A 13772-nucleotide genomic window follows, 5' to 3' on the forward strand; every position below is an offset into this window, starting at 1 on the left:
AAATTTATGCTTCTTGAAAATAAATACCATCTTACCTATTGTACCAACATACATCCTGGACAGGATTGGGAAAGTACCCTTAATAGTCTAAAGGAATACGTTCCCGGCATCAAAAGTGCTGTGTCCCCGGACCAACCTTTTGGTCTTGGATTGCGACTTTCCAACAAGGCTAGCGAAGAATTGGCCAAAGGTAATCGAATGAACGAATTCAAAAAATGGTTACAGGATCAAGATGTTTATATTTTCACGATGAACGGTTTCCCTTATGGGAACTTTCACAATGAAAGGGTAAAGGATGATGTTCACACCCCGGATTGGACCACCAAGGAACGTTTGGCCTATACACAAAGATTGTTTCATCAATTGGCAGAATTGATTCCAGAGGGCATCAATGGAGGAATATCGACCTCTCCAATCAGTTATAAGCATTGGTTTAAATCCGAGGTTGAAAAACAGGCCGCCTTCAAAAAAGGGGCTAAGCAGATGCTCTTAGTTGCCAAACAATTGTTTGAATTGGAGAAATCCACCGGTAAATATCTGCATTTGGATATTGAACCGGAGCCGGACGGTTTTTTGGAAAATACCGATGAGGTGCTTTCTTTCTATAAAGATTATTTGTTTCCCGCAGGACGGGACATATTGGCCAAGGACTTGAATTTGGATCCAGATGAACTGGAGAATCTGGTTAGGCGATATATCACTATATGCTACGATATTTGCCATTTTTCACTGGCTTATGAGGAACCCACTGAAACGTTCAAAAAGTTCAAACAGGCCGGCATTCAAATTGGAAAAATACAAGTGAGTGCTGCGTTGAAAATTCTTTTTGAACAAGGTGACAATCAAGAGGTATGGGACTTATTGGAAAAGTTCAATGAACCTACATACCTGCATCAGGTAACGGAAAAGTCTGGAGATGGGGTTAAAACCTACAATGATTTGCCGGTAGTTTTGGAGAAAAAAAATAGCGCAAAGGAACTAAGGGCACATTTCCATGTACCTATTTTTTTAGAACAATTTGAAGCCTTATATTCTACCCAGGATCAAATTCTTAAGACATTGGAGTATTTGAGAACGGACCCTATATCTGAACATTTAGAGATAGAAACCTATACTTGGGATGTACTTCCGGAAGCGTTAAAGGAAAACTTATCCAGCTCAATTATAAGGGAAATAAACTGGCTAAAATCCCATTTGTAATATGCAGAAAACCGTCGTAATTAATGTCGTAGGTCTAACAAAACGGTTAATAGGAGAGCACACCCCCTTTATAAAGTCTTTTTTGGGCCGTGGGAAATCCACATTTATTAAACCTATGCTTCCTGCGGTTACTTGTTCCGTCCAATCTACGTATGTTACGGGAAAATGGCCTTCGGATCATGGAATAGTAGGAAACGGATGGTATTTTAAGGACGAGCTGGAAGTAAAGTTTTGGCGACAATCCAATAGATTGGTTCAACAACCTAAAATTTGGGATGCGTTAAAGGCGTTGGATTCCAAATTTACCTGCGCCAATCATTTTTGGTGGTATAATATGTATTCCAATGTGGATTACAGTATAACGCCGAGGCCCAATTATTTGGCGGATGGAAGAAAGATACCGGATATATATTCTTATCCGGCAAACCTCAGGGATGAACTACAAAAAGATTTGGGCACATTTCCATTATTTGAGTTTTGGGGGCCAAAGACAACGATTAATTCCTCAAAATGGATTGCCAATGGGGCTATCAAAACAGATGAAAAATATGACCCTACGCTTACGCTGATATACCTTCCACATCTGGACTATAATCTTCAGCGCCATGGATTGGACTTCAGGAAAATTTCCAAAGATTTAAATGAAATAGATGAGGTTGTAAGGCAATTAGTAGAGCATTATGAAACGAAGGATACCCATGTTATCCTACTATCCGAATACGGCATCACCAATGTTAAAACCCCCATTCATTTAAACCGTATTTTAAGAAGGGAAGGATATATAAACGTTAGGATAGAAAGAGGCTTGGAACTTCTGGATGCAGGAGCTAGTGAGGCCTTCGCCGTGGCAGATCATCAAGTGGCACATGTTTACGTAAAGGATGGGTGCAATCTCGATAAAGTAAAGAAATTGATTGAAAAGGTACCCGGGGTCGAAAGGGTACTTTCAGGAGATGAATTGGAAAAAGAACATATTTCCCATGAAAGGTGTGGTGATTTGGTCGTGGTCGCGGATTCGGATTCTTGGTTTACCTACTATTTTTGGTTGGATGATGCCGTTGCGCCGGATTATGCCAGAATGGTTGACATTCATAAAAAACCCGGCTATGACCCCGTTGAAATGATGACGGACCCCAAGGATAGGCTTGTAATGGCCAAAGTGGGCTGGAAGCTGTTAAAAAAGAAACTGGGATTTAGGACCGTTTTGGATATTATTCCTTTAGATGCTACCTTAATAAAGGGGTCTCACGGTAGAAAAACGGAAGACAGTGACGACTTTCCTATTTTTATTACCAATAATCACACTAAAATGGTGGATGCAGAGGCAGTAGAGGCTGTTGAGGTCCATGATTTGATTAAAAACCATGTTTTAAAATAATTTCCATGAATTTGTTCTTTAAGACTTTTGGATATTTGTTCGCCGTACTCTTTGCCCTTGGCGCCGCAGTGCAATATAACGATCCGGATGCTTTATTTTGGATAATAATCTACGTAATAGCGGCCATTGTTTCCCTGTTGTTTTCCTTGAATAAAATGAAATCTGTAATAACTCTGCTTCTCGGAACGGCCTGCTTTATAGGTTTTATGTATTTATATCCAAATGATTTTCAGGGTTTTGATTTGGACGATGGCGATATAAAGACCGTAGAATTGGGAAGGGAAGCTTTTGGACTATTGATAATTGCCTTGGTAATGTTCTTCTATACGGTTCGCTTGAGAAGACAACTAAAGGTCTAAATCAAATTCTTTCCTCAGTAAATCAATAGCGGGGTTCTTTTCCCGTAGCTTTTCATATTTCTCCTCTGGGGTAAAAGCGAATTTTTTGGCGCTTGATTCATTCACCTTGATATTCAGCTGAATGAAATGATTGTTGAGCTTGCTCCTAAGATATCCCATTAGCTCAAAACTTTCCCGTTCTATTTCTTTTTTCATTGTGCTATTGGGTAGCTCAATGTGAATGCTGAAATCTTTTCCAAGTTTTGGGGTATCCGTATTGAGATTTGAGGCAAGGATTTTTTGTCCTTTTTTATCTACTTGCTCCACAAAATCGGCCCAATGTTTTTGTAAATCTGTTTCTAAAAAATCATCTTTGGGCAAATCATCCTCGTCGATGATTACCTCAATTTTGTTTAGTTCATGTTCCTTCTTTGCTTTTAAACTTGAAAGGGAAAGCCCTGAAACCCGTTTTTTTATCGGGGATATGTCAATTTTATTAGGTTCCGGTTCTTGAACGGTGGATATTGGTTCTAATGGGGTTTCACTATGCTCATCTGATGTGTTTGGCAAAGGAATACTACTACTTTCAGATACAGGGGATTGCTCTTCGTCATCTTTTTGATCACTGTCCTTATAATCCTCATTTGTTTTTGTGGAATCCTTTTCACCTTGCTTGTAGCCTGATTGTGAAATTGGTCCACCTTCCTTTGGTTTTCTAGGAATACTTTGATAGAAAGAAGCAGGAGCTATAAAATCAATGGTTTGATTTTGAAGTGCTAGGGATTCAGGATTTTTTTTTTCTCCATCAAAATCGATAGAGGCCAGTTTCATTAAGGTAAGTTCCACTAAAAGACGTTGGTTCTTACTGGTTTTATATTTTAAGTCACAATCGTTGGCTAACTCCAAAGCACGCAATAGAAAACCACTAGATGTTTTTTTGGATTGCTCCCGATACTTTTCCTGAGCACTTTCCCCAACTTCCAACAGGGAGATGGTATCTTGGTGCTGGCATACCATTAAATCCCTGAAATGGGATGCGAGACCCGCAATAAAATGATGTCCATCAAAACCAAGCGCAAGTGTCTTGTTTAGAAGTATAAGCAATTGTGGAATGTCATGTTCCAATATTAGGTCTGTCGCCTCAAAATAGGTATCGTAATCCAATACATTGAGGTTTTCGGTAACCGCCTTTCTGGTAAGTTCTTTTCCGGAAAAACTTACGACCCTATCAAATATCGATAATGCATCGCGCATGGCCCCATCTGCCTTCTGTGCAATGATATGCAGGGCGTCATCTTCTGCGTTAACACCTTGGTTTTCTGCAATATACTTTAAGTAATCAGCGGCATCCTTTACCGTAATTCTTTTAAAATCAAATATTTGACACCTAGAAAGTATGGTTGGGATAATCTTGTGCTTCTCCGTTGTGGCCAAAATAAATATGGCATGTTTTGGAGGTTCTTCCAGTGTCTTTAAAAATGCATTAAAAGCAGACTGGGAAAGCATGTGCACCTCGTCAATGATATAAACCTTGTATTTTCCAACTTGTGGTGGAATACGGACTTGATCGATCAGGTTTCTAATATCATCTACGGAATTGTTGGACGCCGCATCCAATTCAAATATATTGAATGCAAAGTCCTCGCCCTCCTGTTCGCCTCCATCAGAATTTATCTGTTTGGCCAAAATACGGGCGCAAGTTGTCTTGCCCACACCTCTGGGGCCACAGAATAAAAGGGCCTGTGCCAAATGATTGTTTTCGATGGCATTTTGGAGCGTATTGGTAATGGCCTGTTGCCCAACAACATCCCTAAATGTTTGAGGTCTATATTTACGTGCCGATACAATAAAAGGTTCCAAAATCGATACAGATTTGACTTGTTACAAATATAAAAATAGCGGTGCATTTGAAAGGACATTTAAAACGGAGATCATCCTTAGTTATCAACAATTGGAGTACATTTGCGGCAAGCAGGCCACCTTATCGCTGCCAATATGTATTGGGAGAGGAAAGTCCGGACACCATAGTGCGGTATAGCGGGTAACGCCCGTCCGCTGAGAAGCGAGGACAAGTGCAACAGAAAGCAAGTACAGTTAGGCTGTAGTGAAATCAGGTAAACTCTATACGGTGAAACGTCATGTAAATCGGTGATCGAGGGCTGCACGCCCGAGCCGAAGGGTAGGCGGTTGGAGCCATTGGGTAACCAGTGGCCTAGATAAATGATAAGGGTTCGTTATACGAAAACAGAATCCGGCTTATGGCCTGCTTTTTTAAAATGTTCTTTCCACCAAGTTTTTTGGTTCCAGGTTTTCATCTATCAATATTTCAAAATCTATCACCCCTAGAACTAACTCCTCTGTGGTAATGACCTCGACCCTCCAGAGACCTGGCCAAATATTGTTCTTATAGGTATAGCCTCTAAACCCATCATTCCGGCCACCCGTAATTTCATATGAGATATCCTCTACCAGTTCCCATTCCGAGGTCTCTTCGTTATACCATTTCCAACGATGAATTATGGATTTTACCAAATCTGTAGGTGCAAATACGGAAGAGTAGATATAAACGTTTTCATCAGGCTTAAAAACAAACTTGTCCCGGTATTCCCTCCAAAAAATATTTGAGTCGTTTTTTTCATAAGTCACCGTATAATTGTCTCCATTTTTTTCAACGTAGTGGGCGACAATCCCATCATCCAGGGCTAAAGGAACAGGGGGTATCAATCTAAAAATGTAGAATATATTGATTATGGTGTAAATAGAAAGGATTATAGAGATAAGTTTGCCTAGATGTATTTCCTTTCTGGTGCTGGGACTTACACTATAGATAACCATGATCAAGGTTAATGTGCACCCTAGACTTATAAGTCCGGATATAAAAAAAATGGTCGTACCCATTTCTGAAATTAAAACGGGAATCATAAAGGTGAAGAAAGTAAAACTGATAAAAAAGTAGACACTAAACTGTAGGTATTTATTGGATATCCGCTGTTTTAGAAATTCGTTGGCAATCAATAAAAAAATGAGAATTATAAAAAAGGAAACGGTTTTTGAAAGTGATACGCTTCGCGAAAAATAAATAACATAGGCACTGGACAATGCCCCAAAAAAAAATTGAATGGCCAAGGGAAAGTATTCTTCGAACCTTTCCAGAAAGGTTCTCTTCCATCTTCCATCATCTGCTAAATTGTAGAGATAAAGGGTGATGCTTAGGTTGGTCATATGCAAACAAAGCATTACCAGATCATACGTTCTGTCAATACGGCCCAGAGTAAGCATGTCAAATATAAAACCGCCTATGAAGAAGAGTATTGGGGCATATTTTTCATGCCTTCTGATAAATCTTCGTAAAGCACTATTCCTAAAACGGACTAAGGTTCTTTTCATGGGCAAAATTGAAGCTTAAATATAGACCAATTATAATTTGCCTTTTTGCTCTTGACCTATGAATTTTACCTATAAAATATGTAGGATTCCCAAAGGTTCACTTAAAAAAGCTGAAGACACTACTCCCATATTTTCTGGAATTTTCATAAAAGGGCAGATGTTCCAAATGGGTCTGTTTGGAGTGTTCAATGACAAGAAGACCATCCTCTAAGAGTAAATTGTTTTCAAATATCAATGAAGGAATTTGTTCAAAATCCTCCAAATCCATGCTGTAAAAGGGATCTGAGAAAATAATATCGAATTTTTCCGTACTCCTTCCCAAAAAGGTAAAAACATCGCTATTAAGCGTTCGTATGTTCAAATCCAGTTCCTCTGCTGTTTTGTCAATGTATTTAATACAACCTTGGTGTACATCAACTGATAGAATATCCTGAACTCCACGGGAGGCAAATTCATAACTTATATTGCCTGTTCCGGCAAAAAGGTCCAAAACTTTTAGGTCGGGAAAATAATAACGATTGTGCAGAATATTGAAAAGTCCTTCCTTGGCCATGTCTTTTGTTGGCCTTACAGGGAGGTTCTTGGGCGCCATTAGTCGCCTTCCTTTGTGTTTTCCTGAAATGATGCGCATTAGAGTGTGCTTATTACGGTAAAATCAATCGATGATGATTCTGGTTCTCCCAAATCCAAGTGATTGGGCGAAGTAGGTATAAAAATGGATACATTCTTAATATAGGTATAACACAATTGAAAGATATCATCATCCTCTTCAATATGCCCAAAAAACTTTACTACTGCCGACTCCGTATTCAAATCTAACTGTTCCATGACAAAGAGAAGGTAGTAGGCAAAATCTTCTTTGGTTTCAAACATAAAACTGTTGTATAATAAAAGTTTTTTCTGTTTTAAAACGAGGACATCCATTTGCTTTATACCCACTTGTACAAAACAAATAGGATTCTTCTGGTTGCTATAGTGATCCAATAATGATTGTATAAGTACGGTACCGTTATGCACATAGGTAAATTCACCAAACAATTCATAGATGTAATTATTGATGTTCATATAGGGAACATATACATTCATCATTTCATGGTTCTCCAGTTCATCGAATGCAATGGCATCCGTTGCTAAGAGTTTTATGTTGAATTTTAGGTAGTTTTCTAGTTCTTTCTCCTCAAAAAGTGGTTTGGGAACCAAAGAGAAGAGGTTGTTTTTATGAATAACCACGACCTCGTCAAAGAGCATGGTATCCAATCCATGTTTTGTTAAAAGTAGTTTTACCTGCTTAAGTAATTCCTGTGGATTGAGTTCTTCCGGAAAGACTTTGTTTCCAGATAATAAAACTTTATGCGAAACAGTATCCGCAATACAAAAAGAAAGTCCATTCAAGCTAACCTGAATGGACAATTTCTTAAAATTCTTATCGGATATATCTAAATCTTTATTGATCGTTCTTTTTGTCATAGATTGGAGGCCAGTTACCACTGGTACTAACTTCGGTTAGAGAACCTACTTTAATTTCAGATCCATTCACCTCTTCCACGCTCATTTGTGCATTTTCACGTGTCAATAAATCTTTTGGTTGGTCATACAAAATAACGTCCTTCGCAACCTTGGCTTCGAATACGGGAGCCCTGTAACCGCTTTTTTCTATTATATCAGCTTTCATGGTGAATTTTTCGCCATTTGGTGCTGTAGGTACTGTTGCCAAATCCTTATATCTGGTATCGCTCTTAAACAAGGAATCCTTTACGGAAACGAAATCAAGTGTATCCACGATTACCGTGTCTTGTTGTAAGTCAATTTGGTATGTTTTATCATATCTCATGAAAGAAGAGTCCCTTTGTTGGGTAATTACATAATTCCCTGTATCTATGAACTTGATCAAGCTTGGGAAATCATTGGCATATTTTCCGTTTGCGCTCTTATATGCCTCCTGTGAATTTCTGATATCCTTTAGTTTTGCAATTACTTTACCAAATCGCTCTACTTTCGCTTCGTTAAACTTAATGGGTCCGGTTACGGAATTGTATATCATGTAACCTAAACCGATACATGCAATCCAAAGTACAATCTGTATTATGGTCTTCATTTCTTAAGTGTTAATTTAATTTAGTGGTTGTCACAAATCTACAATTTTTTTTTAATCGCAAAAGTTTTTCCCCTAAAAATCCTGTTATATTTGGGGTTCCATGAAGTTACAGACACCGGCTACTTTCTTTAAAGAGTTGGAAACCAAGTTTCCACATATACCAACCCTAAAACAACAGGTTGCACTGGAGAAAATATCGGCCTTTGTTCTGTCAAAAAATAAGGATGAGGTTTTCGTTCTCAAAGGTTTTGCGGGTACGGGAAAAACTACATTGGTGGGTACACTGGTAAATAGTTTATGGAAAACCGGAATGAAATCCGTTTTAATGGCACCTACCGGTAGGGCCGCAAAGGTAATGTCCAACTACTCCGGAACACAGGCATTTACTATTCATCGAAAAATCTACTTTCCAAAGAAGCAAAGTGGTGGAGGTGTTCAATTTGTTATGGCCCCAAATAAACATAGGGATACTATTTTTATAGTGGACGAGGCTTCCATGATACCGGACACCCCTGCAGATTCGAAATTGTTCGAGAATGGATCACTTTTGGATGATTTGTTGATGTTTGTATATTCAGGCCATAATTGCAAATTGCTCCTAATAGGTGACACTGCTCAATTACCCCCAGTGCACTTGGATTTAAGTCCTGCCCTGGATGAGGACAAGCTCTCGTTGAATTATAACAAGGAGGTGATTCGTTTGGAGTTGGATGAAGTGGTTAGACAAGCAGAAGACTCCGGTATTTTGGTGAATGCGACAATGCTCCGAGAACAATTGCATGGAGATTATTTTGATAGTTTCAAGTTTGATGTTGGGCCATATTCAGATATTGTTCGCCTAATAGATGGTCATGATATTCAAGAGGCGATAGATGAGTCCTATTCCCAAAACGGAAAGGAAGAGACTGCAATCATCGTTAGGTCCAATAAAAGGGCCAATTTATATAACCTTAATATTAGGGAACGTATCCTATTTTTAGAACATGAATTGGCGCCCGGTGATTTTATGATGGTCGTTAAAAATAATTATTTCTGGCTTAAACCAAATTCAGAAGCAGGATTTATTGCCAATGGTGATATTATAGAAATCTTGGAAATCTTTGCATTTAAAGAGTTATACGGTTTCAAATTTGCAGAAGTAAAAGTTCAAATGGTAGATTACCCAAACATGAAGCCTTTTGAGACCGTTCTTTTGTTGGATACCATAAAGGCGGAATCCCCATCACTCTCCTATGAAGACGGTAATCGGTTGTATCAAGAGGTAATGAAAGACTATGCAAATGAAAAATCGAAATACAAGAAATTCCTAGGGGTTAAAAACAATAAATATTTCAATGGCCTCCAAGTAAAGTTTTCTTATGCCATTACCTGCCATAAATCCCAAGGGGGCCAATGGAATACGGTATTTGTGGAACAGCCTTATCTGCCCAATGGTCCAGATAAGGAGTATTTAAGATGGCTCTACACGGCAGTTACCAGGGCCAAGGAAAAACTTTACCTTATTGGCTTCAAAAGTGATTTTTTTCTTGAATAGGAAACCTTTACTTTAGTGAAGGAATTAAGGTAGTTTTAAATTTAATTTCCATCGGAAAGCTAAAAATCATGATTTATGACATCCGATAGCATTATAAGTATTTTCCTTGGAGTGGGGTTGGCAGCATCGGTAGGATTTAGGGTCTTCTTGCCCTTGTTTGCTTTAAGTCTGGCCTCATATTTTAATGTATGGGAGTTGAATGAAAACTGGGAATGGATAGGCAGTTTGGCCGCACTGATTACTTTGGGGGTAGCTACTGTAGTAGAGATATTCGCTTATTTTATACCTTGGGTAGACAATTTACTGGACAGCTTTGCCGTACCCCTTGCTGCCATTGCGGGCACAGCGGTCATGGTGTCTACGGTGGCAGACTTGAATCCCGTTGTAACCTGGTCTTTGGCCATTATTGCAGGAGGAGGTACGGCCACGGCAATTAAAGGTGCGGGAGCAACGGGGCGACTTGCCTCGACCACATCAACTGGAGGATTGGCAAATCCCATTTTGGCTACTGTGGAAACAGGTACGGCCACGGTAGTGAGCATAGCATCTATTTTTGCACCTATTTTGGCGGCCGTTTTGGTCATTATCATATTGATTATCATCTTTCGTATTTACAGGGGTCTCAGACCTAAGACAAAAACATAATATAGTTTACGTGAAAATAATAGCAATGATACCCGCCCGCTATGCGGCTTCCCGATTTCCCGCCAAATTGATGCAAGATCTTTCCGGTAAGCCCGTGATTGTACGTACTTATGAAGCTGCAGTAAGAACAGGTCTTTTTGATGAGGTTTATGTGGTTACGGATAGCGAGGTCATCTATCAAACCATAGAGGATGAAGGGGGCAAGGTTCTTATGAGTAAAAAAGAGCATGATTGTGGAAGCGACAGAATTGCCGAAGCCGTGGCTGATATGGAGGTGGACATTATAGTTAACGTTCAAGGTGATGAACCATTTACAGATAGGGAAAGTTTGGCAGGAGTAATAGAAGTTTTTAAGAGCGATACCGAAAAGGAAATAGACTTAGCTTCTTTAATGGTAAGAATAGGGGATGAGGAAGAAATAAAAAACCCCAATACGGTCAAAGTTATTGTAGATAACAGAAACTTTGCACTTTATTTTTCTAGATCGCCCATTCCTTACCCAAGGGCTAAAGACGATTATACTATATATTATAAGCATAAGGGTATTTATGCCTTTAGAAAGCGAGCTTTAATGGACTTTCAGCATTTGCCCATGTTGCAATTGGAGGCAACGGAAAAAATTGAAGCTATTAGATATTTGGAATACGGCAAGAAAATAAAAATGGTAGAAACTATCGTGACAGGAATAGAAATAGATACACCTGAGGACTTGGAGAGAGCAAAGGCAGCATGGAAATGAATTTAGACAATATAAAAGTAATAGGGTTTGATGCCGATGATACCCTTTGGGTAAACGAAACTTACTTTAGGGACGCCGAAGAGAAGTTTGCCGAGATGTTAGAACAGTACGAGACCAAAAATAAAATAGACCAAGAGCTCTTTAAAATGGAAATCAAAAATTTGGAGCTATATGGGTATGGTATCAAAGGATTTATGCTCTCCATGATAGAGGCAGCCTTGGAATTGTCCAACAACGGGGTATCCCAAAATACACTTTCAGAAATTTTAGATGTCGGTAAGAAGATGATATCGCATCCGGTAGAACTTTTGGACGGGGTAGTGGATGTACTTGAAAAATTACAGGGTAAATATCGGCTGATTGTATTGACCAAAGGTGATCTTTTGGATCAGGAAAGAAAGTTGGAAAGATCTAACCTTTCTAAATATTTTCATCATGTAGAGGTGCTCAGTGACAAAAAGGAAAAAAACTATCAGGATTTGTTGGACCATCTGGAAATAAATGTTAAGCACTTTTTAATGATAGGCAATTCCCTTAAATCAGACGTACTCCCTTTGGTAAATATTGGGGCAAAGGCCGTCCATGTGCCTTTTCATACAACCTGGCAACATGAGGAGGTAGAGGAACCAATAGAGAAAAAAGGATATATGACCGTTTCAAAACTGACGGACGTGCTGGAGTATCTTTAACAAAAACGAATGGAGACTAAAAAAGAAATAGCATTGAAGAATATCCCAACAAAAGCTTCGGAAAAGTATAGAAACTTCCCCATGGTGCCCCGGGTAGTTTTTGGTAATGGTAGTTTTGACCAGTTGGGTGATATACTATTGGCCAAGAGGAAACATTCAGAGGCTCCAGTCATTTTTTTGGTCGATGATGTTTTTGAAGGCTCACAGCTATCTTCAAGAATACCACAAATATTTTCAGATCAAATCATCTATGTCTCAGCGAATGAAGAACCCAAGACACAACAAGTAGATACACTTGTGGGAATGATAAGGGAAAATTTTTCGGAACTTCCTTCCGGCATTGTTGGTATTGGGGGCGGAACATTATTGGATTTGGCAAAGGCCGTTGCCATACTGCTAAATAACAAGGGTAGCGCCGCAGACTATCAGGGCTGGGACCTTGTTCAGAGGAAATCCATCTATCACGTAGGAATCCCTACCATAAGTGGCACAGGGGCCGAAGTTTCCAGGACAACGGTGCTGTTAGGTCCAGAAAAAAAATTGGGTATCAACTCGGATTACACCACCTTCGATCAAGTGCTTCTTGATCCGGAGTTGACCAATGGCGTTCCCAAGGAACAATGGTTTTATACCGGTATGGATTGTTTTATCCATTGCATAGAATCTCTCAAGGGCACGTACCTCAATGCGTTCAGTCAGAGCTATGGGGAGAAGGCATTAGATCTTTGTAAGGAGGTTTTTTTGGGCAATCTATCCGAGGAAGAATCCCGAAATAAGTTGATGATGGCCTCTTGGCATGGGGGTATGAGTATTGCTTATTCGCAGGTAGGGGTGGCACATGCCATGAGCTATGGATTGGGATATCAATTGGGAATAAAACATGGTTTGGGCAATTGTTTGGTGTTTCAATATTTAGAAGAATTTTATCCAGATGGTGTTCAACTTTTCAAGCAAATGATGGAAAAACATCAAATAGAGTTACCTAAAGGAATTTGCAGGAATCTGGATGAACATGAAATGGACGCTATGATTTCCATAGCTATGGGCATGGAGCCTCTTTGGGAAAATGCTTTGGGTCAAAACTGGAGAAATTTGATAACACCGGCTAAATTGAAATCAATTTACCGGAAGATTTAAGCTTTTTGAGTAGGTTGATCTCGCCAATTTCAAAAACCCATACATTCTAAATGCAAAAACTTTCCCATTTTATTTACTTCAAACTTTTAGGATGGACAATGGAAGGGGAATTTCCTTCCCACCTGAACAAGTTTGTGCTTATCGTAGTACCGCACACAAGTTGGTGGGACTTCCTTCTTGGACTTTTGGTTAGAAAGGTATTGAATGAAGAAATCAATTATATTGGAAAAAAAAGTCTTTTTGACTCACCGTTTGGTTGGTTTTTTCGTTGGACCGGTGGAGCACCTATAGACCGAAGCAAAAGCAATGATACGGTCAGTGCCATTGTAAATATATTTAGCCAAAGAGAAAAATTTAGGTTGGCCTTATCTCCGGAAGGTACCCGCAAAAAGGTGGAGAAATGGAAAACGGGCTTTTATCATATCGCCAAACAGGCCAACGTTCCCATTGTCATGGTCGCCTTTGATTATGGGAAGAAAGAGGTCAGGTTTTCGGAGCCTCAAATGCCTACGGAACATCGGGAAGTGGATATGGAACAATATACCGCTTATTTCAAAGGCGTGAAAGGTAAGGTTGATAGGGCGATTACATGACAAACAAGTTCAGTATTTGAGAGATGGATTATGAATG

General features: G+C 39.3%; 14 protein-coding genes and 1 other RNA gene. 10 read left to right on the plus strand and 5 right to left on the minus strand.

Annotated features, from left to right (window positions below):
• Positions 1–6: 6 nt before the first annotated feature.
• From eboE to CJ263_RS15090, 3 genes are read left to right on the plus strand one after another with little or no spacing between them, the layout of a single operon-like run.
• A complete protein-coding gene (eboE, locus tag CJ263_RS15080) occupies positions 7–1200 on the plus strand; it encodes a metabolite traffic protein EboE (RefSeq protein WP_094998045.1) in 1194 nt (397 codons plus the stop codon).
• A gap of 1 nt (position 1201) precedes the next feature.
• Entirely contained in the window at positions 1202–2578 is a 1377-nt protein-coding gene (locus tag CJ263_RS15085) for an alkaline phosphatase family protein (protein ID WP_094998046.1), read from the plus strand.
• A 5-nt stretch (positions 2579–2583) separates the two neighbouring features.
• A complete protein-coding gene (locus CJ263_RS15090; RefSeq protein WP_094998047.1) occupies positions 2584–2937 on the plus strand; it encodes a transmembrane 220 family protein in 354 nt (117 codons plus the stop codon).
• On the opposite strand, the gene CJ263_RS15095 is transcribed toward CJ263_RS15090, so the two are convergent.
• Positions 2926–4776, minus strand: coding sequence for a DNA polymerase III subunit gamma/tau (locus tag CJ263_RS15095; RefSeq protein ID WP_094998048.1), 1851 nt, complete (start codon positions 4774–4776; stop codon positions 2926–2928). The genes CJ263_RS15090 and CJ263_RS15095 overlap by 12 nt on opposite strands.
• A 108-nt stretch (positions 4777–4884) precedes the next feature.
• Between CJ263_RS15095 and rnpB the strand changes: the two genes are divergently transcribed.
• Positions 4885–5190: RNase P RNA component class A (rnpB, locus tag CJ263_RS15100), an RNA gene on the plus strand.
• Here the strand turns inward: rnpB and CJ263_RS15105 are convergent.
• The 4 genes from CJ263_RS15105 to CJ263_RS15120 form a co-directional block, all read right to left on the minus strand.
• On the minus strand, positions 5188–6303 hold the full coding sequence (locus tag CJ263_RS15105; protein ID WP_094998049.1) for a DUF2914 domain-containing protein: 1116 nt from the start codon (positions 6301–6303) through the stop codon (positions 5188–5190). The genes rnpB and CJ263_RS15105 overlap by 3 nt on opposite strands.
• Positions 6304–6400: 97 nt before the next feature.
• On the minus strand, positions 6401–6934 hold the full coding sequence (locus tag CJ263_RS15110; protein WP_094998050.1) for an RsmD family RNA methyltransferase: 534 nt from the start codon (positions 6932–6934) through the stop codon (positions 6401–6403).
• Complete coding sequence (locus CJ263_RS15115; RefSeq protein WP_094998051.1) at positions 6934–7770, minus strand: DUF3822 family protein; 837 nt, start codon at positions 7768–7770, stop codon at positions 6934–6936. Before CJ263_RS15115 ends, CJ263_RS15110 begins: the two co-directional genes overlap by 1 nt.
• The gene (locus CJ263_RS15120; RefSeq protein ID WP_094998052.1) at positions 7748–8398 is read right to left on the minus strand and encodes a hypothetical protein; all 651 of its coding nucleotides are present in this window, start codon (positions 8396–8398) and stop codon (positions 7748–7750) included. Before CJ263_RS15120 ends, CJ263_RS15115 begins: the two co-directional genes overlap by 23 nt.
• Before the next feature lie 100 nt (positions 8399–8498).
• Between CJ263_RS15120 and CJ263_RS15125 the strand changes: the two genes are divergently transcribed.
• From CJ263_RS15125 to CJ263_RS15150, 6 genes are all read left to right on the plus strand, one after another.
• Complete coding sequence (locus CJ263_RS15125) at positions 8499–9932, plus strand: ATP-dependent DNA helicase (RefSeq protein ID WP_094998053.1); 1434 nt, start codon at positions 8499–8501, stop codon at positions 9930–9932.
• Between the two features lie 75 nt (positions 9933–10007).
• Positions 10008–10577 (plus strand): DUF4126 domain-containing protein, encoded by a 570-nt coding sequence (locus CJ263_RS15130; RefSeq protein WP_094998054.1) that lies wholly within the window; start codon positions 10008–10010, stop codon positions 10575–10577.
• A 25-nt stretch (positions 10578–10602) separates the two neighbouring features.
• Positions 10603–11316 carry a 3-deoxy-manno-octulosonate cytidylyltransferase gene (kdsB, locus tag CJ263_RS15135; RefSeq protein WP_188669457.1) on the plus strand — a complete coding sequence of 238 codons (714 nt, stop codon included), beginning with the start codon at positions 10603–10605 and terminating at the stop codon, positions 11314–11316.
• A complete protein-coding gene (locus CJ263_RS15140; protein ID WP_094998056.1) occupies positions 11307–12005 on the plus strand; it encodes an HAD family hydrolase in 699 nt (232 codons plus the stop codon). The genes kdsB and CJ263_RS15140 overlap by 10 nt, the downstream gene beginning before the upstream one ends.
• A 9-nt stretch (positions 12006–12014) precedes the next feature.
• Complete coding sequence (locus CJ263_RS15145) at positions 12015–13142, plus strand: iron-containing alcohol dehydrogenase family protein (protein WP_094998057.1); 1128 nt, start codon at positions 12015–12017, stop codon at positions 13140–13142.
• 50 nt (positions 13143–13192) lie between these two features.
• Positions 13193–13735, plus strand: coding sequence for a lysophospholipid acyltransferase family protein (locus CJ263_RS15150; RefSeq protein ID WP_094998058.1), 543 nt, complete (start codon positions 13193–13195; stop codon positions 13733–13735).
• Positions 13736–13772 lie beyond the last annotated feature (37 nt).

The sequence above is a fragment of the Maribacter cobaltidurans genome, from assembly GCF_002269385.1.
Taxonomy (GTDB): Bacteria; Bacteroidota; Bacteroidia; order Flavobacteriales; family Flavobacteriaceae; genus Maribacter; species Maribacter cobaltidurans.